Source organism: Rhizobium sp. CNPSo 3670, from assembly GCF_057784555.1.
The window spans coordinates 254,363-277,601 of the sequence record NZ_JBXSOL010000001.1 but is presented as its reverse complement, the minus strand read 5'-3'; the positions used below and the strand labels follow the sequence as shown (position 1 = coordinate 277,601).

Annotated in this window: 19 protein-coding genes and 1 pseudogene; 3 read left to right on the top strand and 17 right to left on the bottom strand. The window is 62.2% G+C overall.

All coding sequences use genetic code 11. The features are described from left to right. Window positions 1-236: 236 nt before the first annotated feature. On the bottom strand, window positions 237-1,625 hold the full coding sequence (locus AC13QO_RS01395) for a M20/M25/M40 family metallo-hydrolase (protein ID WP_488539718.1): 1,389 nt from the start codon (window positions 1,623-1,625) through the stop codon (window positions 237-239). 210 nt (window positions 1,626-1,835) lie between these two features. Between AC13QO_RS01395 and AC13QO_RS01390 the strand changes: the two genes are divergently transcribed. Further along, complete coding sequence (locus AC13QO_RS01390; protein ID WP_085776540.1) at window positions 1,836-4,220, top strand: bifunctional diguanylate cyclase/phosphodiesterase; 2,385 nt, start codon at window positions 1,836-1,838, stop codon at window positions 4,218-4,220. A 6-nt stretch (window positions 4,221-4,226) separates the two neighbouring features. Here the strand turns inward: AC13QO_RS01390 and AC13QO_RS01385 are convergent, their stop codons facing one another. Further along, window positions 4,227-4,643 carry a MarR family winged helix-turn-helix transcriptional regulator gene (locus tag AC13QO_RS01385; protein ID WP_085776541.1) on the bottom strand — a complete coding sequence of 139 codons (417 nt, stop codon included), beginning with the start codon at window positions 4,641-4,643 and terminating at the stop codon, window positions 4,227-4,229. A 411-nt stretch (window positions 4,644-5,054) separates the two neighbouring features. On the opposite strand from AC13QO_RS01385, the gene polA reads away from it, so the two are divergent. Together polA and AC13QO_RS01375 are read left to right on the top strand one after the other, a co-directional pair. Next, window positions 5,055-8,054 (top strand): DNA polymerase I, encoded by a 3,000-nt coding sequence (gene polA / locus AC13QO_RS01380; RefSeq protein WP_488539717.1) that lies wholly within the window; start codon window positions 5,055-5,057, stop codon window positions 8,052-8,054. A 169-nt stretch (window positions 8,055-8,223) separates the two neighbouring features. Then, window positions 8,224-10,554 (top strand): DNA translocase FtsK, encoded by a 2,331-nt coding sequence (locus AC13QO_RS01375; RefSeq protein ID WP_488539716.1) that lies wholly within the window; start codon window positions 8,224-8,226, stop codon window positions 10,552-10,554. A 35-nt stretch (window positions 10,555-10,589) separates the two neighbouring features. Here the strand turns inward: AC13QO_RS01375 and AC13QO_RS01370 are convergent, their stop codons facing one another. From AC13QO_RS01370 to phnG, 15 genes and pseudogenes are all read right to left on the bottom strand, one after another. Continuing rightward, the gene (locus AC13QO_RS01370; protein WP_488539749.1) at window positions 10,590-11,135 is read right to left on the bottom strand and encodes a GrpB family protein; all 546 of its coding nucleotides are present in this window, start codon (window positions 11,133-11,135) and stop codon (window positions 10,590-10,592) included. Then, window positions 11,105-11,710, bottom strand: coding sequence for a phosphonate metabolism protein/1,5-bisphosphokinase (PRPP-forming) PhnN (gene phnN, locus AC13QO_RS01365; RefSeq protein ID WP_097600430.1), 606 nt, complete (start codon window positions 11,708-11,710; stop codon window positions 11,105-11,107). Before phnN ends, AC13QO_RS01370 begins: the two co-directional genes overlap by 31 nt. Then, complete coding sequence (locus tag AC13QO_RS01360) at window positions 11,707-12,846, bottom strand: alpha-D-ribose 1-methylphosphonate 5-triphosphate diphosphatase (protein WP_085776546.1); 1,140 nt, start codon at window positions 12,844-12,846, stop codon at window positions 11,707-11,709. Before AC13QO_RS01360 ends, phnN begins: the two co-directional genes overlap by 4 nt. A 13-nt stretch (window positions 12,847-12,859) precedes the next feature. Then, window positions 12,860-13,555, bottom strand: coding sequence for a DUF1045 domain-containing protein (locus tag AC13QO_RS01355; protein ID WP_085779919.1), 696 nt, complete (start codon window positions 13,553-13,555; stop codon window positions 12,860-12,862). A gap of 140 nt (window positions 13,556-13,695) precedes the next feature. After that, complete coding sequence (gene phnE, locus AC13QO_RS01350; protein ID WP_085776547.1) at window positions 13,696-15,039, bottom strand: phosphonate ABC transporter, permease protein PhnE; 1,344 nt, start codon at window positions 15,037-15,039, stop codon at window positions 13,696-13,698. Window positions 15,040-15,046: 7 nt separating this feature from the next. Continuing rightward, window positions 15,047-16,006 (bottom strand): phosphonate ABC transporter, permease protein PhnE, encoded by a 960-nt coding sequence (phnE, locus tag AC13QO_RS01345; protein ID WP_085776548.1) that lies wholly within the window; start codon window positions 16,004-16,006, stop codon window positions 15,047-15,049. Window positions 16,007-16,070: 64 nt separating this feature from the next. Further along, entirely contained in the window at window positions 16,071-16,976 is a 906-nt protein-coding gene (phnD, locus tag AC13QO_RS01340) for a phosphonate ABC transporter substrate-binding protein (RefSeq protein WP_085776549.1), read from the bottom strand. A gap of 88 nt (window positions 16,977-17,064) precedes the next feature. Then, window positions 17,065-17,910 (bottom strand): phosphonate ABC transporter ATP-binding protein, encoded by an 846-nt coding sequence (gene phnC, locus AC13QO_RS01335; RefSeq protein ID WP_198175523.1) that lies wholly within the window; start codon window positions 17,908-17,910, stop codon window positions 17,065-17,067. Between the two features lie 118 nt (window positions 17,911-18,028). Next, window positions 18,029-18,641, bottom strand: a pseudogene (locus tag AC13QO_RS01330) (DapH/DapD/GlmU-related protein). Then, entirely contained in the window at window positions 18,638-19,345 is a 708-nt protein-coding gene (gene phnL / locus AC13QO_RS01325; protein WP_085776552.1) for a phosphonate C-P lyase system protein PhnL, read from the bottom strand. The pseudogene AC13QO_RS01330 and the gene phnL overlap by 4 nt, the downstream one beginning before the upstream one ends. 24 nt (window positions 19,346-19,369) lie before the next feature. After that, window positions 19,370-20,146: a phosphonate C-P lyase system protein PhnK gene (gene phnK / locus AC13QO_RS01320; RefSeq protein WP_085776553.1), complete on the bottom strand. Its 777-nt coding sequence runs from the start codon at window positions 20,144-20,146 to the stop codon at window positions 19,370-19,372. Further along, window positions 20,143-21,018 carry an alpha-D-ribose 1-methylphosphonate 5-phosphate C-P-lyase PhnJ gene (locus tag AC13QO_RS01315; protein WP_085776554.1) on the bottom strand — a complete coding sequence of 292 codons (876 nt, stop codon included), beginning with the start codon at window positions 21,016-21,018 and terminating at the stop codon, window positions 20,143-20,145. Before AC13QO_RS01315 ends, phnK begins: the two co-directional genes overlap by 4 nt. After that, window positions 21,015-22,121: a carbon-phosphorus lyase complex subunit gene (locus AC13QO_RS01310; protein WP_085776555.1), complete on the bottom strand. Its 1,107-nt coding sequence runs from the start codon at window positions 22,119-22,121 to the stop codon at window positions 21,015-21,017. The genes AC13QO_RS01315 and AC13QO_RS01310 overlap by 4 nt, the downstream gene beginning before the upstream one ends. A gap of 4 nt (window positions 22,122-22,125) precedes the next feature. Beyond that, a complete protein-coding gene (gene phnH, locus AC13QO_RS01305; protein ID WP_085776556.1) occupies window positions 22,126-22,734 on the bottom strand; it encodes a phosphonate C-P lyase system protein PhnH in 609 nt (202 codons plus the stop codon). After that, entirely contained in the window at window positions 22,734-23,210 is a 477-nt protein-coding gene (phnG, locus tag AC13QO_RS01300; RefSeq protein ID WP_085776557.1) for a phosphonate C-P lyase system protein PhnG, read from the bottom strand. The genes phnH and phnG overlap by 1 nt, the downstream gene beginning before the upstream one ends. Window positions 23,211-23,239: the final 29 nt, after the last annotated feature.

The following is a 23,239-nucleotide window of genomic DNA, read 5'->3' as shown; positions in this document are numbered from 1 at the left end:
TGAACTGACAGAAGCGCGGAGCATCTCCGGCACGTCAGGCTGTTCGGCAATTGAGGTCTGGTCCCGACCGAAAGGTTAACCTTTTGTTAACCTTTCGGCGGCAGTCTGACATCAATACCCGCTTGCTCCTTGACCACGGATGAACTGGCACTGAGCCGAGCGGATGACGAAAGGCCGGGCGACCGGCCTTTTTGTATTTTTGATTTTGGCGCGCCGACACTGCGCGCAATTGCCCTTCAGCCGGCGAGCGCCTGAAGGATCCGCACCCAGGAGCGGATGCCCTTGTGGTAGGAGACAAGCTCGTATTTCTCGTTCGGCGAATGGATACGGTCATCGGCGAGGCCGAAGCCGACGAGCAGCGATTCCATGCCGAGCATCTTCTGGAAATCTCCGACGATCGGGATCGAGCCGCCCATGCCGATGACGATGGCAGGTTTCGGCCACTCGTCGGAAAGCGCCGTCTTCGCCTTGGTCAGAACAGGCGAATCATAAGAGAGATGAATCGCCGGCGAGCCGCCATGCGGATGGAATTCGACCGAGCAGTCGGCCGGAATTTTCGACCTGACATAGCTACGGAAAGCCTCGCGGATGGCAGCCGGATCCTGCGTGCCGACGAGCCGGAATGAAACCTTGGCCGAGGCCTTGGCGGCGATGACCGTCTTGAAGCCTTCGCCGGTATATCCGCCCCAAATGCCGTTGATTTCGGCCGTCGGCCGGGCCCAGGTGAGTTCCAGCACCGACCGGCCCTTTTCGCCGGAGGGAATGCAAAGGCCGACTTCACCGAGAAAGCTCTCGGCCGTCTTGCCGAGCGTCTCCCATGACGCCTTGATGTTGTCGGGCGTTTCCTCGACGCCGTCGTAAAAGCCATCAAGCGTGATGCGGCCGGTCTCGTCATGCAGGCCGGCAAGCGCCTCGACGAGAATATGGATCGGATTGGCCGCAGCGCCGCCGAAGAGGCCGGAATGCAGGTCGCGGTCGGCGGCCGTCACGACCACTTCTTCGCCGACGAGGCCGCGCAGTGCCGCGGCGATTGCCGGCGTATCGCGGTCCCACATGCCGGTATCGCAGACAAGCGCATAATCGGCCTTGAGTTCGGCGGCGTTGGCTTCGAGGAAAGGCTTCAGGGACGGTGAGCCCGATTCCTCCTCGCCCTCGAACAGAATGGTGATGCGGCAGGGAAGTGCGCCGTTGATCTCCTTATAGGCGCGGCAGGCTTCGACGAAGGTCATCAGCTGGCCCTTGTCGTCGGAGGTGCCGCGCCCGGTCAGGATCTTGCGGCCATCGCCGACATCCTTGATCGATGGCTCGAAGGGATCGTTTTCCCAGAGCTCGATCGGGTCGACCGGCTGCACGTCGTAATGGCCGTAGAAAAGCACATGCGGCGCGTCGGCGGAAGCGCCGCCATGGTGGGCGACGACCATCGGATGGCCGGGTGTGTCCCGCACCGAGGCGGTAAAGCCGAGGCCTTCGAGATAGGCGACCAGCCATTCGGCTGCCTTCCGGCATTCGGCCTTGTAGACGGGATCGGTGGAAATCGACTGAATGCGCAGAAGCTCGAACAGCTTTTCGAGGCTTGAGGAAAGGTTCTGATCCGCGCGCGCAAGCACTTGTTGTAGATCCGTCATTTTCGACTCCTTTTTGAAATTTGGCCGGACGATAGACCAAACGAGGAGAGCAGGCGAGGCGGAAAAGCAAATGGGCGGCGCGAAAGCGGCCGCGTCCGGATCGGGTGCAAGAAGATTACTTCGGCGATATAGAAGAACCTTCTAATTCAATTTACAGTTATTTAGTAGAACCCAAATAACTTGGCCGTATTCAGCTGTTCGGGGGAGCGGATGTTTTCGGTCATTACATGTATTCGCGACGATCATGATTGGCGGCTGGTGCTCGCGGCCGCGGCGGTTTGTCTGATCGGCGCGATGGCAGCGATGCTGCCGCTTTCACGCGCTCAAGGATGCGATGCCGGGCGCCGCAAGCTCTGGATAGGCGCCTCGGCTTTCGCCTTCGGCACCGGCGTATGGGCAACGCACTTCATCGCGATGCTGGCCTATGACGGCGGCATGCCGATCAGCTACCAACTGGGGCTGACGGCGCTTTCCTTTCTCCTGTCGGTTGCCGGTTCGTGGGCGGCGATCGTCGTCGCTTCGGAGAGCCGCGGCAGGTTTTCGCGCATCCGCGGCGGCGTCCTGATGGCGCTCGGCATCGCCTCGATGCACCTGACCGGTATGCAGGCGATCGAGACACAGGCGGTGATCGTCTACGATCCCTACATGACGCTGAGTGCGGTTCTCGCGGGGGCGCTGCTGTCGAGCGCTGCCTTCTACGCCTTCTTCCAGTGGAGCGGCCTGAGGCGGCTCCTCACCTCGTCCGTCATCTTTGTCCTTGCAATCTGCGCTCTCCACTTCATTTCGATGGCAAGCATCACGCTTGTGCCGGATCCCGGCAAAGAGGTCCCGGCGATGGTGCTCGATACCAGCCTGCTGGCAGCGATCGTGGTGGTAGCGGCGACGGCTCTCATTCTGACCGCTATCGCGGTGGTCTTTATCGACAGCCATCTGACGGATCTGAGAGGGCTCGCCAATGCCTCGCAGGAAGGGCTGCTGATCCTGCGCGAAGGCAGAGTCATCGATGCCAATGAACGGTTCCAGGCTCTTTCCGGCTGGAAGCTTGCCGATCTTGTCGGCAAGGCGCCGTCCGCTGCTTTGACCGCCATACAGGGGCAGAATAGGCCCGGCGAGACCTTGCTCAGCACCAGCAGCGGCAAGGAGATCGCCGTCGAAGTCAATACGAGCAGGATCGTCTATCGCGGGCACAATTGTGACGTGCTGGCGGTGCGCGATCTGACGGAGCGCAGGCAGGCCGAGGAGATGATCGAACATCTCGCCCACCACGATGTTCTCACCGATCTTCCGAACCGGTCGTTGTTCGATACGCGCATCCGTCAGGCGCTGCAGATGGCCGAACGAAAGAGCAGCAAGGTGGCCCTCTTCTATATCGATCTCGATCGGTTCAAGAGCGTCAATGATATTTTCGGCCATGCCGAGGGCGACCGAATTCTCCGCAAGGTTGCCTCGATCCTCCGGCGCGTCGCCGATGAAAGCGATACGATCGCCCGTCTCGGTGGCGATGAATTTGCCATCATCCAGCCCGCCGGACAGCAACCGGCGGCCGCGCAGAAGCTCGCAGCGGCGATCCTCGACGAATTCGCCGCCGAAATGGATACGGCACGCGACCCAACAGCCGTCGGCGTCAGCCTCGGCGTCGCCCTTTATCCGGCCGACGGACGTGATGTGGACGAGATCTGCAACAATGCCGATATCGCACTCTATCGGGTCAAGCACGGCGGTCGCGGCAAGGCCTGTTTCTTCGACGCGGAAATGGACGAAGCCACGCGCGCCCGCCGCCAGATCGAAAGCGAACTGCGCCACGCCATCACCCGCAATCAGATCCATGTCAGCTATCAGCCGATTTACGGCGCACTGAGCGGCGAGGTCAGCGGTTATGAGGCCCTGATGCGCTGGAACCGGCCGGGGCACGGCATCAGCGAGCCGGATGTCTTTATTCCGATCGCCGAGGAAAGCGGATCGATTGTCCAGCTCGGCGAATGGGTGCTGCGCGAGGCCTGCGCAGAAGCTGCGCGCTGGCCGCATCCGCTGACGATCGCCGTCAATGTCTCGCCGGTGCAGTTCATGCTGCCGAACCTTTGCGAGCGGATCGAGGCAATCCTCGAGGAAACGGGGCTCGCGCCCGACCGGTTGGAAATCGAAATCACCGAGGCCGCTCTCATCCGTGACCGCGATCGGGTGATGGCCACGCTGCTGCGCCTGCGCAGCCTCGGTGTTCACATCGTCATGGACGACTTCGGCACCGGTTTTTCCTCGCTTTCCAACCTGCGAACCTTCCCCTTCGACAAGATCAAGGTCGACCGCAGCTTCACCGGCATGCTGGAACATGACGCGGCGTCACGTTCGATCGTGCGCGCCATCATCGGTCTCGGCCACAGCCTCGGCATGCCTGTCGTGACGGAGGGCGTCGAAACCGAGACGCAGCGCCAGATCGTCCTCGAAGAAGGCTGCTCGCAGGTGCAGGGCTTTTTGCTCGGCAAGCCGGATATCGAGCCGAGCATCAAGCTCGCCGCCAAAAGCCTTCTGTCCTCGACGGCCGACGCTGACGCGTCGCCGCCTCCGTGGCGGCGATCTACGCGTCTTGCCGGTGAATAATCTCGATCAGAGCGTCTTGGCGTTTTCCAGCAGCCGGCGGATATATTCGAGCGTCAGCTCGCGTTCGAATCCGCGAAAGCCTTTGAACAGCGCGAGGTCCGCCTCACGCGCGGTCTCGATCGCCTCAGCCTCCATTGCACGCGCCTTCGGCGTCAGGAAAATCAGCTGCGCCCGCTTGTCGGAGGGATGCGGCCGGCGCTCGATCAGCCCGTCGCGGACCATGCGCGAAAGCGTATTGGCCATGGTCGCCTGCTCGATAGCGACTCGGTCGAGAAGCTGTTTCTGGGTCAGCCCGTCCTCGGCCCAGAGTTCCAGCAGGATGGGAAACTGGCCGGGGGAGAAACCAAGCCCTATCGCACGCTGGTTCAGCGAGCGGGCAAAACCCTTCGCCAGCTGGCTGGCAAGGTAAGCTCCCGAATCCATGCGGTTAAATGCCATGATCGCAAGTTAGGCTCAAAACCGTGCCGGAGACAATGCAGCAAATCGCAGAGGATGCTGCAAAAAAATGCAAGCTGCGATCAGAACTGCGCGAACCCGAAAAACAAAAGTCGCCATGACCTGGAGGTTGGCCATGGCGACTTTAAAATGGGGACAAAGGCCCGGAGAGGGGGATAAGGCCTTTGTCCAAGCCTGATGCGGCGGGGGACAAGCCGGTAATCAGACCCGCGACGCGATCAAGCGCCGGTGACATGCATTTGTAGCTACGAATGTGGTTTTTCAAGGGTCACGGTACGTTACAAATCGGTAACAGTTTGGTGAGCGGAAATTCTTTCCGCTCTTGGCGCACCGAACTTTATATGGACCTCGTTTCCTGCCCGCGCTATCCATGCACGCATGAAAAAAGGCGATCATCTCTTCCTAGTCGACGGTTCCGGCTTCATCTTTCGGGCCTTTCACGCACTACCGCCGCTGACGCGCAAGACCGACGGTCTTCCGGTCGGCGCCGTCTCCGGTTTCTGCAACATGCTGTGGAAGCTCTTGAGGGATGCGCGCAACACAGATGTAGGGGTAACGCCGACCCATCTTGCCGTCATTTTCGACTATTCCGCTAAGACATTCCGCAAGGATCTCTACGACGCCTACAAGGCAAACCGTTCGGCCCCACCGGAAGAGCTTATCCCGCAGTTCGGCCTCATAAGAGAGGCGACTCGCGCCTTCAATCTGCCCTGCATCGAGACCGAAGGCTTCGAGGCCGACGACATCATCGCCACCTACGCCCGCCAGGCCGAAGCATCAGGCGCCGACGTCACCATCGTTTCCTCCGACAAGGATCTGATGCAGCTCGTCACCCCGAACGTCCACATGTATGACAGCATGAAGGACAAGCAGATCGGCATTCCCGACGTCATCGAGAAATGGGGCGTGCCGCCGGAAAAGATGATCGACCTGCAGGCGATGACCGGCGATTCCGTGGACAATGTTCCCGGCATTCCGGGAATCGGCCCGAAAACCGCAGCCCAGCTCCTCGAGGAATATGGCGATCTCGACACGCTGCTCGAGCGCGCCACCGAGATCAAGCAGGTCAAGCGGCGTGAGATGATCCTTGCCAATATCGAGATGGCGAGGCTTTCGCGCGAACTCGTCCGCCTGCGCACCGATGTGCCGCTCGATCTCGATCTCGACGCGCTGGTACTGGAACCGCAAAACGGCCCGAAACTGATCGGCTTCCTGAAGACGATGGAATTCACGTCGCTGACCCGACGCGTCGCCGAAGTCTGCGATTGCGATGCGAGCGCCATTGAACCGGCGGTGGTCCCGATCGAGTGGGGCAAGGCGGCCCATGGTCCTGATCTCGATGCGGCCGAGCCGGAGCCTGTTGCCGGCGGCATACCGGACTTTTCGGGCGAATCGGTGCCCGTGCCGCCTCGCGCGAAGGCGAAGGCCGGTGTCGAAGGCGCTTTTTCGCCGGCCGATCTCGCCAAGGCGCGGGCCGAGGCTTTTGCGGCGCTGCCCTTCGATCATTCAAACTATGCGACGATCCGCGATCTCGCGACGCTCGACCGATGGATCGCCGATGCGCGCGACACCGGCCTCATGGCTTTCGACACGGAGACCACGTCGCTGGATGCGATGCAGGCCGAGCTTGTCGGCTTTGCGATGGCGATCGCCGACAATGTCAGCGATCCCACCGGCACGAAGATTCGCGCCGCCTATGTGCCGCTCGCCCACAAGAATGGCGTCGGCGATCTGCTCGGCGGCGGCCTGGCCGAAAACCAGATTTCCATGGGTGAAGCCTTGCCGCGGCTGAAGGCATTGCTGGAGGACGAATCGGTCCTCAAGGTCGCCCAGAACCTGAAATACGACTACCTCTTGATGAAGCGCTATGGCATCGAGACGAAGAGTTTCGACGACACGATGCTGATCTCCTATGTGCTCGACGCCGGCACCGGCGCTCACGGCATGGATCCGCTCTCGGAAAAATTCCTCGGCCATACGCCGATCCCCTACAAGGATGTGGCGGGCAGCGGCAAGGCGAACGTCACCTTCGACCTGGTCGATATCGACCGCGCCACCCATTATGCCGCCGAGGACGCCGACGTGACGCTGCGCCTCTGGCTGGTGCTGAAGCCGCGGCTGACGGCGGCGGGGCTGACCAGTGTTTACGAGCGGCTGGAGCGGCCGCTGCTGCCGGTGCTGGCGCGCATGGAAGCGCGTGGCATTACGGTCGATCGGCAGATCCTGTCGCGGCTGTCCGGCGAACTGGCTCAGGGTGCGGCGCGCCTGGAAGACGAGATCTACCAGCTCGCCGGCGAGCGGTTCAATATCGGTTCGCCGAAGCAGCTGGGCGACATCCTGTTCGGCAAGATGGGCCTTGCCGGCGGCAGCAAGACGAAGACCGGACAATGGTCGACCTCCGCTTCGGTGCTCGAGGATCTCGCCGCCGCCGGTTTCGAGCTGCCGCGCAAGATCGTCGATTGGCGCCAGCTCACCAAGCTGAAATCCACCTATACCGACGCGCTTCCGGGCTATGTCCATCCGGAGACCAGGCGGGTCCATACCTCCTATTCGCTGGCTTCGACGACCACGGGGCGCCTGTCCTCGTCCGAGCCGAATCTGCAGAACATTCCCGTGCGCACCGCAGAAGGCCGCAAAATCCGCACCGCCTTTATCTCGACGCCGGGTCACAAGCTGATTTCCGCCGATTACAGTCAGATCGAACTGCGCGTACTTGCCCATGTGGCCGAGATCCCGCAGCTGACCAAGGCCTTCGAGGACGGCGTCGACATTCACGCCATGACCGCTTCGGAAATGTTCGGCGTGCCGGTCGAAGGCATGCCGGGTGAAGTGCGCCGCCGTGCCAAGGCGATCAATTTCGGCATCATCTACGGCATCTCCGCCTTCGGCCTCGCCAACCAACTTTCGATCGAACGCTCGGAGGCCGGCGACTACATCAAAAAATATTTCGAGCGCTTCCCCGGCATCCGCGACTATATGGAAAGCCGCAAGGCAATGGCCCGCGACAAGGGTTATGTCGAAACGATCTTCGGCCGCCGCATCAACTATCCCGAAATCCGCTCTTCCAACCCTTCGGTGCGCGCCTTCAACGAACGGGCGGCAATCAATGCGCCAATCCAGGGCTCTGCGGCCGACGTCATTCGCCGGGCGATGATCAAGATGGAGCCGGCGCTCGCCGAAGCCGGTCTTGCCGAGCGTGTGCGCATGTTGCTGCAGGTGCATGACGAGTTGATTTTCGAGGTCGAGGACGAGGATGTCGAAAAGGCGATGCCGGTCATTGTCTCGGTCATGGAAAACGCCACGATGCCGGCGCTCGAAATGCGCGTGCCGCTCAAGGTCGATGCCCGCGCCGCCACCAATTGGGACGAGGCGCATTAACCGCCTCCCCCAACGAAAAAGATTTTTCCGCTTCTCCTAACTCATTGAAATCACGGCCATGTACCTCCCTCGGCTGTATCGGAACGATACGGTTGGAAGGAACTTATTAACCTTCCTTTTCTATCCCGGTAGGGTCGTAATTTGTTAGGCATGAGTGAGTAGCGGACGCATGCGTTTTCCCAGAACCAATTTGACGGATGCCTCAGATTTTTCCAGCGGCATTGAAACGGAGCTTCCGGAGGAAAATCCAGGCGAGAGGCCGCCGGCACCGATCTGGCAGAGCAACTTCTCGCTCGCGCCGAATGTTCGCTTCACCCGCACGCCCGAAACGCTGATCAGCCGCCGCCGCCCGTCGAACGAGCCCGTTCGCAGTGAACCGGAAGCGGAACAGCAGGCGATACGGATAGAACCGGTCGCGGTCGACGTGCCCTTCGATATCTACCTGCCGGAGCCCGCTGAACCTGCCGCAGTGCAGGCTGAGATCGAGACGCTGCAGCCGCCGGCAGCCGCGGTGGAGGCTCCTACCCTGCGCGTTGCTTCCGAACTGTCTTCGATTTCCGATTTTGCCTTCTGGGAAGTCATGGCGTTCGAGGAGGGCGAACCGGTGCGCGCGCCCTCGATCATTCTTCCGAAGATCGAGACCGCGCCCGAATCGATCACCTCGCTGTTTCGCGTCATGGAATGGCGTCCGGGCGCGCTGAAGCCCGCTCAGGCCGCATCCCGACCGGTCCAGCCGCAGGCTGCAGCGCCCGCGCCGGCGGCTCTGCGCCCGCCGGCGGCGATTTCCCTGGAAAGGCCCGTGCGGACCCGCGAGGCGGCGATTGCACCTGCGCCTCAGGTCGCGCCCCAGACTGCGCCGATGCCTCAGGTCACGGCGGTCCCTCAGGCCGCCTCTGTGCCTCGGCCTACGCCCCCGGTCGCCGCAGTCCTGCCGTCGCCGCGCCTTGCAGCAAGGCCTGAAAAGATCGATGCATCAGGTTATGAATTCCCGCCGCGCGCTCTTTTGCAGGAGCCGCCCGAACGTCTCGGCGAGATCATGTCGCAGGAGACGCTGGAGCAGAATGCCGGTCTTCTGGAAAGCGTGCTTGAGGATTTCGGCATCAAGGGCGAGATCATTCATGTCCGCCCCGGCCCCGTCGTCACCCTTTATGAATTCGAGCCGGCGCCCGGCGTGAAGTCGTCGCGCGTCATCGGCCTGGTCGATGATATCGCCCGCTCGATGTCGGCGCTTTCGGCCCGCGTCGCCGTGGTCCCGGGCCGCAACGTCATCGGCATCGAGCTGCCGAATGTCACCCGTGAAACCGTTTATTTCCGGGAGATGATCGAGAGCCAGGATTTCGACAAGAGCGGCTATAAGCTGGCGCTCGGCCTCGGCAAGACCATCGGCGGTGAGCCTGTGATCGCCGAGCTCGCAAAGATGCCGCATCTGCTCGTCGCCGGCACCACCGGTTCGGGCAAATCGGTCGCCATCAATACGATGATCCTGTCGCTGCTCTACCGCATGACGCCGGAGCAATGCCGGCTGATCATGGTCGACCCGAAGATGCTCGAACTCTCCGTCTATGACGGTATTCCGCATCTGCTGACGCCCGTCGTCACCGATCCGAAAAAGGCTGTCATGGCGCTGAAATGGGCGGTGCGCGAGATGGAGGAGCGTTATCGCAAGATGTCGCGCCTCGGCGTGCGCAACATCGACGGCTATAACGGCCGCGTCTCCCAGGCGCGCGAAAAGGGCGAGACCATCCATATCATGGTTCAGACCGGCTTCGACAGGGGAACCGGTGCGCCGATCGAAGAAAGCCAGGAACTGGATCTTGCGCCGATGCCTTACATCGTCGTCATCGTCGACGAGATGGCCGATCTGATGATGGTCGCCGGCAAAGAGATTGAAGGTGCGATCCAGCGTCTGGCGCAGATGGCGCGTGCCGCCGGTATTCACCTGATCATGGCGACCCAGCGTCCGTCGGTCGATGTTATCACCGGCACGATCAAGGCGAATTTCCCGACCCGCATTTCCTTCCAGGTCACCTCGAAGATCGACAGCCGCACCATCCTCGGCGAGCAGGGCGCAGAGCAACTGCTCGGACAGGGTGACATGCTGCATATGCAGGGTGGCGGCCGCATCGCCCGTGTCCATGGCCCCTTCGTCTCCGATGCCGAGGTCGAAAAAGTCGTCGCGCATCTGAAGACGCAGGGCCGTCCTGAATATCTGGATACGGTCACGGCCGACGAGGAGGAAGACGTCGAGAATGAAGAAGACGGCGCCGTCTTCGACAAGAGTGCTATGGGCGCCGAGGACGGTGACGAGCTCTATCAGCAGGCCGTCAAGGTCGTCATGCGGGACAAGAAGTGCTCAACCTCCTATATCCAGCGCCGCCTCGGCATCGGCTACAACAGAGCCGCCTCCCTGGTGGAGCGCATGGAAAAGGAAGGTCTCGTCGGCCCGGCAAACCACGTCGGCAAACGCGAGATCGTATCCGGACGCGGCGAGGGCGATTGATCGACGATGGCCGGAGTGCGCGGCGCATTCCGGTTTCATGTTTTCAACGTAGCCAATCTTATCGTTTCCTCGACGAAGGCTGACTTGCCGCCGGTATAGAAATCCCAATCGCCGTCCGCCTCAGCGGCCAGGCGGCGTTTGAGGTCGGCATAGGCCTTGGCCTTTGCGGGATGGTCTCTGAGGTAGTTGCGAAACAGGATGCGTTGCCGATGCGCGGGATTATCGGGTGCGCAAACATAGAGCCTGTACCCGCAAGCCTCGCGGTTGCGGGTAAAGACCCAACGGCCGTCTCTGTGAGGGTCACCGTGAAATGCGAAGTCGGCAGCGCGTACCAATTCTATCGCTGCCGGTAAGGCGTCGTCAGATACCACGACGACATCGAGGTCGATTTTCGGCTTGGCTGCAAGTCCAGGCACAGATGTGCTGCCGATGTGGTCGATGGACTGCACGAGATCACCGAGCAGGACGGAGACCTCGGCGCTGATTGCGGCAAAGAGCAGTGGCCAGGAAGTGTCGTAATCGACGACTTTGATGGCGCATCCTGGCCTCCCTACTGTGGTCGCTGCACTTCGGCCAGCAATTCGTCCAGAATTGCGATCATCTTCTGTTCGGCCTCTTCCAGCGAACCGCTATTGTCGAGTTCCGTCACGTCATAGTCGCCGCGCACGGTCAGCGGGCCGCGGGCAAGCCTGGCCATGATGTCCTCGTGTGTCTCCCGGCCGCGCGCTTCCAGCCGGCTGGCGAGCACTTCCGGGCGGGCCGTGACATTGATGACCTTCAGCCGCGGGAAAGCGGCCTGGAAGCGGTGAAGCGCCGAGCGCGAGCCGTTGGCCACGACGATATGGCCTCTCGACAGCGCCACCGATACTTCGGCCGGAATGCCGTATTTCAGGCCATGCGCCTCCCACCACACGGCGAAGGAGCCTGATTGCTCCATGGCGGCAAAGCCTTGGAGGGAGACGGAAAGATGATCTTCGCCGCCGGCATCGCGGTGGCGGGTGATGACGCGGCGGGCGAAATGGACGTTGTCGCGGCCGGAAAAACGCCGCGCAGCGAGGTTCATCAGCGTGTCCTTGCCGGCGCCGCTCGGCCCGACGACGACGACCATGATGCCGCGTTCGGCTCCTGCTGCCGCATGGGGTTCGTGTGGCGTCATGCGACACGGCGTCCCTGGCGCCAGACGGAGCGTGTCACCGGCACGCCGTGCGAGCGGTGGACACGGACGAGATCGGCGCGCAGCCCGGTCGCGATCCGGCCGCGATCATTGAGGCTGACAGTGCGGGCAGGCGTCGACGTCACCATCGCGATCGCTTTCGGAAGGGTGATGCTTTCCACCTCGTCGGCAAGGATGAAGGGTGCATGCAGCAGGCTCAGCGGCACGTAGTCGGAGGACAGAACGTCGAGCACGCCCATTTCGGCGAGATCGCGGGCGGCGATGTTGCCGGAATGGGATTTGCCGCGCACGATGTTCGGCGCCCCCATCAGCACGCTCATGCCGTGCTCGTGCGATGCCCGGGCGGCATCGAAGCTGGTCGGAAACTCGGCAAGGCGCACGCCATTGTCGATCGCCTCGTCGACATGGGAGAGTGTGGCGTCGTCATGGCTTGCGACCGTGATGCCGCGCTCGGCGCAGACCTTGGCGATGGCGTTTCGATGTGGCGTCGAATTGCGCGCCGATTCCGCCTGGCGCTTGGCGACGAAACGGGCGAAGGCCTCGTCGCTCAGGCCCCGCTTCTTCTGATAGTAGAAGATGTATTGATCCATCGTCTGGAACTGCCGCTGGCCGGGCGCATGATCCATCAGCGAGACGAGCCGCACATGCGGATCATTTTCGAAATCGGCGAAATGTTCAAGTACATTGTCGGCCGATACCTCGCAGCGCAGGTGGATGAGGTGTTCGGCGCGCAGCCTGCCTTCCTTCTCCGCCGATTGGATGGCGTCGGCCATCTCTCGCATCTCGCCATGTTCGAACCCGCCGTCCTCGTCCGCGCCCATGCGCAGGCAGTCGAAGACCGTCGTGATGCCCGATGTGACGATCTGGGCGTCATGCGCCTGGACGGCAGCCGTCTTGTGCCAGCGGATGCCCGGACGCGGCTGATAATGGCCTTCGAGATGGTCGGTATGCAGTTCGACAAGGCCGGGAATGACGTAATCCCCCTCGAAATCTTCGCCGGCTACCGAATTGCCTTCAGAGATATCGGCGATCTTGCCGTCGCGGATGAGGATCGATCCTGAAAGGATGTCGTCCTCGAGAACGATGCGGGCGTTGGAAAAGACGGTCTCTTTGCTCATATTGTCAGGTCTTTCAGTTTTTGGCGCCGGCAAGGGGCAGCCAGGAACGAACTTTGAACGGGGCGCCGCGCGTCTCCTCGATGAAGACGGCGAGACCGGAGATCGAAAGCGGCCGGCCGGTGAAACCGGCAAAACGTTCCGCCAGGATTGCTCTCATGACCTCGGCGCGCTCTGCAGGCACCTGCCCGCTCAGTGTCATGTGGAAACCGAAATCCTCCATGACGTAAGGATAGCCCCAGCGCTGCAGATTGGCGCGCTGGCTGTCGCTGAGCCTTTCCGGATTGCGGCGCGCGATATCGGCCTCGGACAGCGTTGCGCGGAACGGCTCGAAGGACTTTACCACCTTCGCTGCGAAATCTTGAAGAGGTTGATGAAGAGAAGCCGGAACAAGGGCAAAAAATCGACCGAGCTGACCGAGGACGAGCTGGGGTATCTCGAAGGCCGGGGTCCGGGCGGCAAACTCCTCGGCAAAGGCCATGAGATCCCTTTCGGTGACTGAACCGGCAAGCGAAAACGGCGCCTTGATCGTCGCGTGAAAGCCGTAGCGTCGCGGGTCGGCGGTCAGCTCGAACTGCTCTGCCGCACTCAGCCTCTGATGTTCGGGTGCAGGATAGGTTTCGCCGGTGAAAGCATCGCGGCCGAGCCAGAGCGAAGCCGCGCCGGTCAGGGGATCATCCTTCGGCGGCGAAAAATAGAGAGCGTAGCGCAAGGCTTTTGTCCTGGGGATCGTCGAAACGGGGAGCGCAATGTGCAGTGATTTGGCGGCGAACCGCAAGCAGGCTCCCGGCTAAAAGATTTCCGTGACAGAATGATGATGACGGCCGCGCCGCCACCGCCTTCATCGAGTGCTCAGTGCGAATTCTTGCCCATCAGCCGATGGCGCAGCGCGTTCGATGCGGCGTCGAACAGGAAGACGACGATCAGGATCAGAATGACCATATAGGCGACGTTTTCCCAGTTGGCGTTGGTGCGCATTGCCTCCCAGAGTTTGAGGCCGATGCCGCCTGCGCCGACAGCGCCGATGATCGTGGCGCCGCGCACGTTCGATTCCCACTGGTAGAGCGTCTGGCTGACGATGACGGGGACGATCTGCGGCATGATGCCGTAACGATGGACGAGCACCGTCTGGGCGCCGGTCGATTTGATGCCTTCTCGCGGCTTGTTGTCGATGTTCTCGAGCCCCTCGGAATAAAGCTTGCCGAGCGTGCCGGTCTCGGTGAGGAAGATCGCGCCGCTGCCGGCAAGCGGCCCTGGGCCGAAGGCGCGTGTCAGGAAAAGCGCCCAGATCAGCATGTCGACAGAGCGCAGGAAATCGAAGAAGCGCTTGAGAATCTGGTTCATGATGCGGTTCGGCGTGATGTTGCGTGCCGCCAGAAAGGCGAGCGGGAAGGCGGCGAGGGAGCCGAGCAGCGTTCCGAGAAAGGCCATGACGATCGTCTGGAAAAGCTTGGTCCAGACGTCGCCGTGCTGCCATTCGCTGTTGTTCCAGATGTCATCGAAAGCGAGCGACAGGTTGGACTGGTCGGGCTTGATGCGCGGGCCGGAGACAATGAGGCCAAGGACGTCGCCGACCGGCTTGTCGAAGAATGACGATTGCGTGTCGAAGAGGAAATTTGCCCAGCCGAGGAAACGCTTGCGAACTTTCACGCGATCGACGGAAATGCTGACGTCGCCGGCAAAGCCGAGATCAGCGAGCACGTTGTCGTCATAGACCGTCATCCAGCTCGGCACCGGGCCGACCACCTCGGGCGCGCCGCTCGAAACGTTGACCGGGACGCTGACGCCGTGCGCGGTCACGATCGTTTCGCTCTTCGAAACGGTGATGCTGCGGCTGGTGCCGCTGACGGAAACGGTGATGCTGCCATCGGGATTGTTGACCACCCAGTCCGGATGCGGATTGTCGCCGAGCGGCGAGAAGCGGGGATAACGCACCTCGATCGAGCCGTCATCCTGGATGCGGAAGTCCGGCTGCACATCATAACTCACCCATTGGCTGAGATAGATGCCAACGCGCTCCCAGTGGGCTTCGGCAAGAAGCTTGGGCAGGTCAAAGAACCAGACGGCGTAGAGGCCGTAGAGGAGGCTCGCACTGAGGATCATCAGCCCGCCGAAACGCTGGCGGAACGACCGGTGGAAATATTCTGGATAGCGCGCTTCAATCTCATGCATGCGGTTTGCGTCGATCACCGTCATGGCGGCCTCAATGTTGCAGAAGGAAGGCGTGTTCGCCGACGAGACGGCGGCGCAGCCAGGCGGAGAACTGGTCAGCGGCGATGATCGTCACGAACAACAGGAGTACGAGGGCAACGGTCTTTGCGCCGAAGCCGCGCGAGATCGAAAGCTTCAGCTCTTCGCCGATGCCGCCGCCGCCGACGGCGCCGATGATGGTCGAGGCGCGCACGTTGATCTCCAGGCGCAGCAGCGCATAGGAGGTGAAATTCGGCAGCACTTGCGGCAGGACGGCGAAGCGCACCCGCTCCCACCAGTTGGCGCCGACGGCCTTCATCCCCTCATGCGGCTTCATGTCGATGTTTTCGGCAACCTCGTAGAAGAGTTTGCCGAGCGCGCCGATCGTGTGCAGGGTGATGGCGATGATGGCGGCGACCGGCCCGATCGACAGGATCGCCGAAAACAGGCCGGCGATGACGATTTCCGGGAAGGCGCGCAGGAATTCCATCAGCCGCTTGGTGAAGACGCGCAGCGGCCACGAACTCGTCAGGTTGCGCGCCGCAAAGAAGCTCAAGGGCACGGCAAAGACGAAGGCGATGACAGTCGAGATCAGCGCCACGTTGATCGTGATGATCATCAGCTCGAAATATTCCGGGATGTAGAAGTCTCCCCAGATATAGACGCGGCCTTTGATGAAGTTGAATTCCTCGCCGCCCTTGTCGTTGACGCTCGCTATGTCGAAGATCGCGCGCCAGACGTCGTTCCAATCCTTGGGGATGAGCCAGCTCAGGAAGTCGAATAGGTGCGGCAGGCGTTCGAAGAAATGGCCGGCATTGCTCTCATCGGCAAAGCGGACGGAGCTCACGAAAGCCGCGATAAGGATAACCAGGCCGAGCACGGTGTAGAAGCGGCGCTTGGCGACCATCCGGTCCCAGGCGGTGCCGATCTCCTGCGTGCTCTGCATGTGCGGCTGTGTGTCGGCAATGGTCATGGACGCTCCGCGGATAACAAACAAAGGGCGGCCGTTGTCAGCCGCCCCCGTATTCAAAAGGCGATCAGCCGCCGATGGCCGCCTTGCGAACTTCGACGACGGCCTTGTAGAAGTCGTGCTTGACGGGAGCGTAGCCCTTGTAGTCGCCGCCTTCGACAGCCGAGAAACACTTGTGATCCTTTTCCGGCAGGGCCGTGAAGAAGGCTGCGAGCTTCGTCTGCCACTCCTGGCCGAGAGCGTTGCGCACGACCAACGGGCCGTTCGGGATCAGCGGCGAACGCCAGACTTCAACGAGCTTGTTCGGATCGACGGCGCCCTTGTCGACTTCCTTGCGGAACGTGCCGGAAGTGTAGCCATCCTTGAAGTCGCCGATGCCCGACGAGTCGTCGACGGCGACATCGACCTTGCCGTCATAGGCGGCAAGCAGGTTGTTTTCGTGACCGCCGTTGAATTGGGTCGAGGCAAAGAACTTGTCGTTCGGCATGCCGGTGTCCTTCGGGATCTGAGTCAGCGGCACGAGGTAACCGGAGGTGGAGTCCGGATCGGCGTAGCCGAGCTTCTTGCCCTTGGCGTCCTTGATGGTCTTGATGCCGGAGGACTTCAGTGCGAGGCCGATCGAGTAATAACCCGTCGAACCGTCTTTCTGCTGCGTCGTCAGGATCGGCGTAACAGCCTTCGGATCCTTCAGGTAGACGGAGGCGTAACCGGAAGCGCCGAGTTCGGCGAAGTCGAGCGTGCCGCCGAGCAGGCCCTGGATAACGCCGTCATAATCGGCGGCCGGGAAGAGCGAGACCTTCTCGAAGCCGAATTCCTGCTTTAGGTGGTCGGCGAGGCAGGCATAGTTGCGCAGGCGGTCAGTTTCATTTTCGCCGCCAAGGATGCCGATGCGGAATTCCTTGAGGTCTGCGGCATTGGCGGCGCCGGCGAGCGCAAACAGCGCCGTTGCCGCAAAGAGTGCTTTCTTCAACATGCGTTCTCTCCTATCGACCGGTGTCTCCGGCCTTCCCGTTACGAAGAAGTGTGCCCTTAACGCGGGCGTTCGATCGCGGCCGCCTCTGTCAGAGACCAGCCAACGCCAGCCGCTGGACGCCGGCGGATTGATTGTTGGCGCCCTCGGGAGCGATATTGATGGAGGTCGAGGTCATCGTTTCGTCGATGCCGGCGCCGTCCTTGTCCGTGCCGTAGATTTCCTTCACTGCTTCGGCCGTCAGCTCCGAGGGCTTGCCGTCGAAGACGACGCGGCCGCCGGCCATGCCGACGATGCGCTCACAATAGTTGCGGGCGGTGTCGAGCGTATGCAGATTGGTGATGACGGTGATGCCCTCACGCTCGTTGATGTCGCGCAGCGCATCCATGACGATCTTGGCGTTCAGCGGATCGAGCGAGGCGATCGGTTCGTCGGCGAGCACCATCTTCGGGTTCTGCATCAGCGCGCGGGCGATCGCCACGCGCTGCTGCTGGCCGCCGGAAAGCGTGCCGGCCGGCTGCAGCGCCGTCTGCTCGATGCCGAGGCGTTCGAGTGCCGCGATCGCATGCACGCGCTCCTCGCGGGTGAAGACGTTGAGGAGGCTCAGAAGCGTCGGGCGGTGATTGAGGCGGCCGAGCATGACATTGGTCAGGACATCGAGGCGCGGCACTAGGTTGAACTGCTGGAAGATCATCGCACAGTCGCGCTGCCAGTTGCGCAATGCCTGGCCTCGAAACCCGGAGACCTCGACGCCGGCGAAATGAATGGAGCCGGAGCTCGGCTCCTGCAGGCGGTTGATCATGCGCAGCAGCGTCGACTTGCCGGCGCCGGAGCGGCCGATGATGCCGACCATCTGACCCTGGGGAATGGTGAGGGTCACGGCATCGACGGCGAGCTTTTTTCCGAAACGACGGGTGACATCCTTCAGCTCGAACATCATGCTGGTCCCTTGCACTTCAGGCCTTGGTCAGCACCGCATTAGTCCCGCTTGATGAACCTCAAATGTCAGATTTGTGTAAGAAGTGTCACAAATCTCCGCGCTGCGGAGGCGGTGTCTAGCCCTCGTAGCGGGCTAGAAAATCTTCCACGCTTAAGTTGCGGAAATCTTGCCAGGCGCAACCGGTCGTGTTGCCAATCCCACCAGGAAAGTCTGTCCATGCGTTCGCCGATCTCTTTCGCGAAACGTTCGCGGATGAGCTTGGCCGGCACACCGCCGACGATCGTGTATGGCGCAACGTCCTTCGATACGACGGCCCCGGCACCGATAACGGCGCCGTTGCCGACTTTGACGCCGGGCAAGATGGTCGCACCATGGCCGATCCAAACGTCGTGGCCGATCGTCACCCGGTTTGCGCGCCGCCAGGCGAAGAAGTCCGTCTCCATGTCGGCGTCGGGCCAGTAGTCGGCGGCGCGATAGGTGAAATGATGCAGGGTCGCGCGCCAGGTCGGATGGTTGGTGGCGTTGATGCGCACGGCGGCGGCGATATTGACGAACTTGCCGATCGTCGCGCACCAGACGGCCCCGTCCTGCATGATGTAGGAATAGTCGCCGAAGGTGGCTTCGCTAATGCGGCAGCGTTCTGAGACCTCGGTGTAGCGCCCAAAGATAGAGTCGCTGACATCAGCCGTTTCGTGGATATAGGGCTCGGTACCCAACTGGCGGCTCATGCGGCGATCTTCCGAGGAGAGAACTGCTGGACGTCGAGGATGCGGTCGGCGACGGCCTCGCGCACTTCCTCGTCGTGGAAGATGCCGAGAAGGGCGACGCCCGCCTTCTTCTTCTCCGCGATCATGCCGACGACAACGGCGCGATTTTTCGCATCGAGCGAGGCTGTGGGTTCATCGAGGAGCAGGATCGTATGCTCGGTGATGAAGCCTCGGGCGATGTTGACGCGCTGCTGCTCGCCACCGGAGAAGGTGGCGGGCGGCAGCTGCCACAGCGCTTCCGGCAAGTTGAGCCTGGCGAGCAGGGCGCCTGCCTTTTCCCGTGCAACGACGACATCTTCGCCGCGCGCCACGAGCGGCTCGGCCACCACGTCGATTGTCGCCACGCGCGGCACAGTGCGCAGGAATTGGCTGACATAGCCGAGCGTATTGCGGCGAACGGTGAGCACGGTGCGTGGATCGGCGGAGGCGAGATCGACGATCCGCCCGTGGTGGCGAATGAGGATCTGACCGGTGTCGACGGCATAATTGCCGTAGATCATCTTGAGCAGCGAGCTCTTGCCGATGCCCGAGGGGCCGCCGAGCACGACGCATTCACCCGCAGATACCGAGAAGGCGACATCCGAGACGACAGGCAGCCTGATGCCGTCGCGCAGGTGCATGGTGAAGCTCTTCGAGACTTCGGAGACGACGAGGGGCGTTGGCATGATTTGGGTTTCCTGGTTTCTAGCTCAGACCTGCAGGATCGAGGAGACGAGCAACTGCGTGTAAGGCTCTCTGGGATCGTCGAGCACGCGGTCGGTAAGACCCTGTTCGATGACGTAGCCGTCCTTCATCACCATCATGCGGTGCGAGAGCAGGCGAGCGACGGCGAGATCGTGGGTGACGACGATGGCCGAGAGGCCGAGATCGTTGACGAGGCCGCGCACGAGATCGAGCAGGCGCGCCTGCACCGATACGTCGAGGCCGCCTGTGGGTTCATCCATGAAGACCAGGCGCGGACCGGTGACGAGATTGCGGGCGATCTGCAGGCGCTGGCGCATGCCGCCGGAAAAGGCGCGCGGCTGGTCGTCGATGCGGTCAGCGTCGATCTCGACGCGTTCGAGCCAGTCGATGGCGGTAGAGCGGATCTTGCCGTAGTGCCGGTCGCCGATCGCCATCAGCCGTTCACCGACATTGGCACCCGCCGATACGGTCATGCGCAATCCATCGGCCGGGTTCTGGTGCACGAAACCCCAGTCCGTGCGCATCAGGAATCGGCGCTCCGCCTCGTTCATGCGGTAGAGGTCGCGGTAGTTGCCATCGCGCATGTGGTATTCGACGCTGCCGGTCGTCGGCATCAACCGGGTGGAGATGCAGTTGAGCAGCGTCGTCTTGCCGGAGCCGGATTCGCCGACGATGGCCAGCACTTCGCCGGGCCAGAGCTCGAGGGAGACGTTCCGGCAGCCGATGCGTTTGCCGTAGAACTTCGAGAGGTCGTTGACCTTGAGAAGCGGTATATCGGTCATTCTGCAGCCTCCCGGGCCAGCATTTCGCCGGCATGCCCCTGGGCTCGGCGGTCTTCGCAATGGTCGGTATCGGAGCAGACGAACATGCGCCCGCCCTTATCGTCGAGGATGACCTCGTCGAGGTAGACATCCTCTGCGCCGCAGAGCGCGCAGGGCCTGTCGAAGCGCTGGATCTCGAAGGGATGGTCTTCGAAATCCAGGCTGACGACATCGGTATAGGGCGGCACCGCATAGATTCGCTTTTCGCGGCCGGCGCCGAAAAGCTGCAGCGCTTCCGACTTGTGCATCTTCGGATTATCGAATTTCGGCGTCGGCGAGGGATCCATCACGTAGCGGCCATGCACCTTGACCGGATAGGCATAGGTCGTGGCGATGCGGCCGTTGCGGGCGATATCCTCATAGAGCTTCACATGCATGAGGCCGTATTCCTCGAGCGCATGCATCTTGCGCGTCTCGGTCTCGCGCGGCTCAAGGAAGCGCAGCGGCTCGGGGATCGGCACCTGATAGACGAGCACCTGGCCGGGCCCGAGCTTCTCTTCCGGGATGCGGTGGCGCGTCTGGATGATCGTCGCATCGCTGGTGCGCGTCGTCACCGCGACATTGGCGACCTTCTGGAAAAAGGCGCGGATGGAGACAGCGTTGGTCGTGTCATCGGCGCCCTGGTCGATGACTTTCAGAACGTCATCCGGCCCGATGATCGAAGCGGTCACCTGCACGCCGCCGGTGCCCCACCCGTAAGGCATCGGCATTTCTCTGCTGGCAAAGGGTACCTGGTAGCCGGGAATGGCGATGGCTTTCAGGATGGCGCGGCGGATCATCCGCTTGGTCTGTTCGTCGAGATAGGCGAAGTTGTAGCTGGCGAGATCGCTCATTCGGCGGCTTCCTTCATCTCTTCGCCGCCGTTGCGGGCGGCTTCAAATTCGCGACGCATGCGGCGGACGAGATCGAGTTCGGCCTGGAAATCCACATAATGCGGAAGCTTCAGATGCTCGACGAAACCCGTTGCCTGAACGTTGTCGGAGTGTGAAATGACGAATTCCTCGTCCTGTGCCGGCGCGGTGATATCCTCGCCGAGCTCTTCGGCGCGAAGGGCCCGATCGACCAGCGACATTGCCATCGCCTTGCGTTCGCTCTGGCCAAAGACCAGACCGTAGCCGCGGGTGAATTGCGGCGGCGCCTTCGCCGAGCCCTTAAACTGGTTGACCATCTGGCATTCGGTGATCTGGATCGTGCCGAGCGAGACCGCGAAACCGAGCTCAGGCACGTCGAATTCCACCTCGACTTCGCCGATGCGGATCTCCCCGGTGAAAGGATGGTTGCGGCCGTAGCCGCGCTGGGTTGAATAACCGAGCGCCAGCAGGAAGCCCTCGTCGCCGCGGGCAAGCGCCTGTAGGCGCAGATCGCGGGTCATCGGGAATTCCATCGGCTCGCGGGTCAGGTCGCCGATCTCGTTGTCCTCGGGCATGTCGCCGTCGGCCTCGATCAGGCCCTCCTCGCCGAGGATTTCGGAGACGCGCATGACGCGGCCGGTCTCGGCCGGACGCTGGGCCGGCGCCTCGACCGCTTCGTCCTCAAGCAGGGAGGGATCGAGCAGCCGGTGGGTATAGTCGAAGGTGGGGCCGAGCAGCTGGCCGCCCGGCAGATCCTTGTAGGTCGCCGAGATACGGCGTTCGATCGCCATGCCAGCCGTGTCGAGCGGTCTGGAATAACCGAAGCGCGGCAGCGTCGTGCGGTAAGCGCGCAGCAGGAAGATCGCCTCGATCATGTCGCCGCGCGATTGACGGACGGCCAGCGCTGCGAGAGTCCGGTCGAAAAGCGAGGCCTCGGCCATGACGCGGTCGACGGCGAGGGCGAGTTGTTCGACGATCTGGTCGATGCCGATCGCTGGCAGCGACCGGTCACCGCGGCGACGGTCGGCGAGCAGACGGTGGGCATTGGCAATGGCGGCCTCGCCACCCTTGACGGCAACATACATGAGCTCAGATCTCCGTTGCTGTGATCTTGGTGGTGCGAGGCAGGCAGACAAAGCGCTTGCCCGATGTCAGCACGATGTCGATGCCGCGCGGAAAAAGCGCGCGGTTCTCGGTCCAGAGCCGCAGGAATGTCTCCGGCAGGCCGGCCGGCGCGATCTCGGTCACGTTTTGGATGCCGGGGCCGATCAGCGCCAGCCTGCGTCCGCCTTCGAGGTCGGGAAGCTCGATGACGACAGTCGTCGAGCGGTCGGGATATTCCTGCGTGCCTGACGCAAACAGGCCGAAGGAGCAAAGTGCAGTGCCCGCCTCGATGAAGGCAAAGCGCGCATCCGCCTTTTCGGCGGTCAGCGGGGCGCCGGTGTGGAAGCCGAGCCAGTCCGGCATAGCGGCTTTCGCCAGTCCCGAGGTCAGCCAGACTGGTGTGTCATGGTCGCAAAGAGTGAGCGCGATCGTGCCGGCGGCAACACCGAGCGGCGCCGGCGGGTCGATCTCGGGCTCAACGGTCTGGACGGTGCCGGGGCGGGCCATGCCGTCCATCAGCATCTTGAAGACGCTCTGCGCGTGGAAAACCGGATCGGTAAAGCCACCGGTAAAAACTTCTGTCGTCAGACCCATCAGTTGTCCCCCCGCACCACGGTGAAGAAGTCGACGCGGGTTGCCGCCGTCTCATCCGCCTTGCGACGTTCGGTGGTGGCGATCCTTTCCTCGATCGGCAAAAGCAGCGCCTGTTCGACGAAATCTCTGGTCGCCTCTTCCTGCCAGAGCGCGTCGAAGATCGCCGCAAGACGGGCCTTCTCCCGGTCGGTGCCGAGCGCCTGCGCATGACCGATGGAGCCGGACTCGAGCCGCACCGTTGCGCGCGTCACCGTCACCTCGCCGAGATTAAAGGGAGCTCCGCCGCCGCCGACGCGGCCGCGCACCATCACCAGTCCCGTCTCCGGTCCGCGCACCGGATAAGTCACGGGCTTTTGCGGCAACGCGTCCCAGGCCGCCTGGAGTTCGCTCCGTTCCGCACGCGCCAGCAGATCGGCGGCGCGTTTGCGCTCCAAGACCGTCTGTGAGGCGGCGTCTGTCTTGTCCGCTGATATCATCGCTGCTCTTCCTCGAAATGTCCATTGAT

Coding starts and splice junctions, on each gene's coding strand:
- phnK (WP_085776553.1), bottom strand. CDS start 20,146: ATGACCGATATACCGCTTCTCAAGGTCAACGACCTCTCGAAGTTCTAC.
- AC13QO_RS01315 (WP_085776554.1), bottom strand. CDS start 21,018: ATGAGCGATCTCGCCAGCTACAACTTCGCCTATCTCGACGAACAGACC.
- phnG (WP_085776557.1), bottom strand. CDS start 23,210: ATGATATCAGCGGACAAGACAGACGCCGCCTCACAGACGGTCTTGGAG.
- AC13QO_RS01385 (WP_085776541.1), bottom strand. CDS start 4,643: ATGGATTCGGGAGCTTACCTTGCCAGCCAGCTGGCGAAGGGTTTTGCC.
- AC13QO_RS01360 (WP_085776546.1), bottom strand. CDS start 12,846: ATGAGCAAAGAGACCGTCTTTTCCAACGCCCGCATCGTTCTCGAGGAC.
- AC13QO_RS01375 (WP_488539716.1), top strand. CDS start 8,224: ATGCGTTTTCCCAGAACCAATTTGACGGATGCCTCAGATTTTTCCAGC.
- phnD (WP_085776549.1), bottom strand. CDS start 16,976: ATGTTGAAGAAAGCACTCTTTGCGGCAACGGCGCTGTTTGCGCTCGCC.
- polA (WP_488539717.1), top strand. CDS start 5,055: ATGAAAAAAGGCGATCATCTCTTCCTAGTCGACGGTTCCGGCTTCATC.
- phnN (WP_097600430.1), bottom strand. CDS start 11,710: ATGACGCCACACGAACCCCATGCGGCAGCAGGAGCCGAACGCGGCATC.
- phnH (WP_085776556.1), bottom strand. CDS start 22,734: ATGGGTCTGACGACAGAAGTTTTTACCGGTGGCTTTACCGATCCGGTT.
- AC13QO_RS01310 (WP_085776555.1), bottom strand. CDS start 22,121: ATGTATGTTGCCGTCAAGGGTGGCGAGGCCGCCATTGCCAATGCCCAC.
- phnE (WP_085776547.1), bottom strand. CDS start 15,039: ATGACGGTGATCGACGCAAACCGCATGCATGAGATTGAAGCGCGCTAT.
- phnE (WP_085776548.1), bottom strand. CDS start 16,006: ATGACCATTGCCGACACACAGCCGCACATGCAGAGCACGCAGGAGATC.
- phnL (WP_085776552.1), bottom strand. CDS start 19,345: ATGCCAACGCCCCTCGTCGTCTCCGAAGTCTCGAAGAGCTTCACCATG.
- phnC (WP_198175523.1), bottom strand. CDS start 17,910: ATGTTCGAGCTGAAGGATGTCACCCGTCGTTTCGGAAAAAAGCTCGCC.
- AC13QO_RS01395 (WP_488539718.1), bottom strand. CDS start 1,625: ATGACGGATCTACAACAAGTGCTTGCGCGCGCGGATCAGAACCTTTCC.
- AC13QO_RS01390 (WP_085776540.1), top strand. CDS start 1,836: ATGTTTTCGGTCATTACATGTATTCGCGACGATCATGATTGGCGGCTG.